This window comes from Vibrio sp. AND4 (genome assembly GCF_000171815.1).
Lineage (GTDB): Bacteria > Pseudomonadota > Gammaproteobacteria > Enterobacterales > Vibrionaceae > Vibrio.
In genome coordinates, this window is record NZ_ABGR01000067.1 from 1 (window position 1) to 3656 (window position 3656).

Annotated in this window: 4 protein-coding genes and 1 tRNA gene; 2 read left to right on the top strand and 3 right to left on the bottom strand. The window is 45.6% G+C overall.

The window, feature by feature from the left end:
* Positions 1-396 (bottom strand): hypothetical protein (locus AND4_RS18405; RefSeq protein ID WP_009844494.1); only part of this gene is annotated, 396 nt, incomplete at its 3' end.
* 168 nt (positions 397-564) lie between these two features.
* Here AND4_RS18405 and AND4_RS18410 point away from each other — a divergent pair.
* Positions 565-1809 carry an NADH:ubiquinone reductase (Na(+)-transporting) subunit B gene (locus tag AND4_RS18410; protein WP_009844495.1) on the top strand — a complete coding sequence of 415 codons (1245 nt, stop codon included), beginning with the start codon at positions 565-567 and terminating at the stop codon, positions 1807-1809.
* Between the two features lie 132 nt (positions 1810-1941).
* Here the strand turns inward: AND4_RS18410 and AND4_RS18415 are convergent, their stop codons facing one another.
* Positions 1942-2553, bottom strand: a complete 612-nt coding sequence (locus tag AND4_RS18415; RefSeq protein WP_009844496.1) for a DUF2913 family protein — start codon at positions 2551-2553, stop codon at positions 1942-1944.
* A gap of 29 nt (positions 2554-2582) precedes the next feature.
* Positions 2583-2666: transfer RNA gene (locus tag AND4_RS18420), tRNA-Leu, on the bottom strand.
* A gap of 560 nt (positions 2667-3226) precedes the next feature.
* On the opposite strand from AND4_RS18420, the gene AND4_RS18425 reads away from it, so the two are divergent.
* On the top strand, positions 3227-3656 hold a 430-nt coding region (locus AND4_RS18425; protein ID WP_009844497.1), incomplete at its 3' end, for a Na+ dependent nucleoside transporter N-terminal domain-containing protein.

The following is a 3656-nucleotide window of genomic DNA, read 5'->3' on the forward strand; positions in this document are numbered from 1 at the left end:
TTGTTTAGGGCAGAGTTCGCCTTTCTTAGCATGCCTTTCAATCATGTAATCCCCTCGGGAACTGTGCAATACAATGGCATTCCAGACCTGTCCATCTTCGAGTTCAAATTCCATTGCGTAATGTATACCGCCAACCCTTTTCGTTCTAACATTGTTAATCTGTTTTAATTTACCGGTGGCATTCATTTGGTGCAGGATTACAGTAAGAGATCGTTTAGCATCAGGCGTGACTTTTGCATCTCTCCAACCTCTGGGAGCGCTTCCTTGTGCGCGGCATACTGCTCGCAACTCTTTGCTTAAATTCGATGACATCTGTTCGTCGCCAGCCAGTGCGTCGTTAGCAAGTGGAAGCGCAGTGATTGCCGCAATGGCCATCCACATTATCGTTAAATTCATAAACTCACTCCATTATTATGTTTCTGGCTGAGTATAGGTGTGACTTCCAAAGTTTACATAACAAGACGGCCTATCTACCCTTTGATGATTAAGCATCATGAGGGGGAAAGGGTCAAAAACGATCGCTTTTAAGCGGCACTCGTAATATTAGTTAGAGGAGGAGATGTTATGAGTTTGAAGCATTATTTTGAAAAGGCCTCACCAAAGTTTGAACCTGGAGGTCGGTACCACAATTTTTATCCACTCTTCGAAGCTGTCGAAACCCTTTTTTATACGCCAGGCAAAGTGAACAAAGGCGTTACCCACGTTCGAGACAGCATCGACTTAAAGCGCATCATGATTATGGTATGGCTGGCCGTCTTCCCCGCTATGTTTTGGGGCATGTACAATATAGGTCAGCAATCCAGTGATGCTTTACTCTACGGGCTCGATCAAGTAGCGGCCCAACAAGCGATTGATGCTTCTTGGGGGCTTAGTTGGGTGTGGGGGTCGGTAGAAGCGGCCAGTCAAGCCGACTGGGCGGGCAAAATGCTCGTTGGCGCGACCTATTTTCTACCCATCTATGCGACGGTGTTTGTGGTCGGAGGTTTCTGGGAAGTGTTGTTTGCGATTGTCCGCAAGCATGAGGTTAATGAAGGGTTCTTCGTCAGCTCTATTTTGTTTGCTTTGATTCTCCCGCCAACGGTTCCTTTGTGGCAAGCGGCGTTAGGCATCACTTTCGGCATAGTCGTTGCCAAAGAAGTTTTTGGCGGTACGGGAAGAAATTTCTTGAACCCCGCTTTAGCAGGGCGTGCTTTCTTGTATTTTGCGTACCCAGCTAACATGTCCGGAGGCGCAGTGTGGGTTGCAGCAGATGGTTATTCTGGCGCAACACCTTTGAGCCAATGGTATGAAGGTGGCCAAAGTGCTTTGATAAATAACATGACTGGGCAGCCTATCTCGTGGATGGATGCCTTTGTTGGAAACCTGCCGGGGTCGATGGGGGAAGTGTCAACCATGCTCATCGCGCTTACAGGCCTGGTGCTGATCTTCATGAAGATAGCCTCGTGGCGAATTGTTGCGGGCGTTTTAGTAGGGTTAGCGGCGACATCGCTGTTGCTAAATGCAGTCGGCTCTAACACTAACACCATGTTTTCTATGCCATTCTACTGGCACTTTGTTATTGGTGGTGTGGCGTTCGGCACCTTTTTCATGGCAACCGATCCGGTATCGGCCGCTTTCACCAACAGCGGTAAGTGGGCCTACGGTATTTTGATTGGTGTGATGACAGTATTTATTCGAGTCCTTAACCCCGCCTATCCTGAGGGTATTATGCTCGCTATTCTGTTTGCCAACTTGTTCGCTCCGTTGTTTGACTACATGGTCAAAGAAAATAACATCAAGCGAAGAATGAAAAGGGCGAGACCGATGTAGAGCGTCATCTACTTAATCTGATTCGAAGTCGGTTCATTAATGGCCAGATATGAGAATGTCTGGCCTTATCTTTACGACCAGTTAACTAATTTTTCCCAGTTAACTTATTTGTGCCTTGGCAGCTAATTACAATTACGCCAACCCGAGTGTGATTCGTACGAACTGGTCATCTTGGTACAAGACTTCATAGTTGAACGTGCTGCTGGCATAAATGCTACCAAGAAACAAAGAACGTTGACTCATAGGGCCACGGAACAGCATCGAAATGGGAGCGATCAGGGCATTATTATCGTCGAAGTGCTGATTTAGGTTGGCAGATAGGACACACAACAGGCAACCATGCTGTTCATGAGATAAATCGACATCTTCAGGTCGAGAGAGCAGTACCGTAGTTCCCAGTTTTTTCTCGACTTCGTTAATCAGCAGCAGATAACTATCTAGATCAGGTTGCGGGTTACTGGGTTTTCCAGCACCTACACAGCGTTCGAGCAGAGCTTCAAGATTCCCCTTTTCCCCTTTTGCCTGTTGAGTCATCGCCTTTAATGGCTTTTTAATCGCTTTGTAGCGATTACTCTTGAGCTTGGGCTTGAGCCATTTTTGCAGTAGATCGTTACGTTCTTTAAGGGAAAGAACTCGCGGTGATGCGTCGATTTTGAAGTGCAGGTGTAATAGGGCGTGCACCGCTATTTCGCTAAGAATTTGGTTAGCGTCAGCGGATTGTTTTGCCGGTTTAGAACTTTGCATTACACTCTAAATTCTTTGAAAGAAAGGAATGGTGCCGAGAGAGGGACTCGAACCCTCACACCTAAGGCACTAGCACCTCATGCTAGCGTGTCTACCAATTTCACCATCTCGGCATAACGATGCTCTGAATGCACAGAGGCCTCGAATGAAGCGACGTAAATTGTATATCTAAAATCCATCGCTTGGCGAGAATAAAATGGCTCATTTTTGGTCTTTGGGGTTTAACTGAGTATTTATTGTTCGTTTTTCATGATTTCACCATTTTTACGCTCGTGATACCCCTATTTACCCTACAGGTATAATCTGAAAAATAGCACGCTTGCTTATATTTTGAGCGTTTGAACGTTTGCGTATAGAAATGTGATGAATCTCTCTTTTTACTGACTATACTTGCGCCCCGTTTAAGCGGGAATTAGGGTTCGTTGTTCAGGACTCTTACCCATACAAGCCGTCACATGGAGTTGGACGAGTTAAGAGCTCTCCTGCAGTGAATGACCCCAAGGACCGGACCAGCTACGTTCAATTGCTTGTATAAGGTAAAAATAAGATGTCGAACTATTCGGTTTTCCTTCAATTTGGATCTGTGAGTGTATTGTCACTCAATGCGTTGTCTCTCTCTTCTGCCAATGTTTTTGGTGCTCCTTTCTTTTTAAACGTTCAGTAGGTCCGATTCATGAGTGTTCTATTTAGTCTATTTGGTATTGCTGCACTGTTAGTTTGTGCGTTCCTGCTGTCAGAGAACCGTTCTTCAATTAATTGGAAAACCGTTTCTCGTGCATTGCTGCTTCAGATGGGGTTTGCGGCTTTAGTTCTTTATTTTCCCTGGGGACAAGCAGCGCTAGCAAGTTTAAGTCAGGGAGTTGCTGGGTTACTAAGCTTTGCTGATGAGGGCATCAAATTCCTCTTCGGTGACCTTGCTTCTACAGGTTTCATTTTCGCGGTTCGTGTTCTGCCTATCATCATCTTCTTCAGCGCTCTTATCTCTGCTCTTTATTATTTGGGTATCATGCAAAAAGTGATTCAATTTATCGGTGGCGCAATCCAAAAATTCTTGGGGACCAGCAAAGCAGAATCTCTTGTAGCGACCGGGAACATCTTTCTAT

Bases quoted from the DNA above. Each gene is read 5' to 3' on its own strand.
- AND4_RS18410 (WP_009844495.1), top strand. From the start codon at position 565: ATGAGTTTGAAGCATTATTTTGAAAAGGCCTCACCAAAGTTTGAACCT.
- AND4_RS18415 (WP_009844496.1), bottom strand. From the start codon at position 2,553: ATGCAAAGTTCTAAACCGGCAAAACAATCCGCTGACGCTAACCAAATT.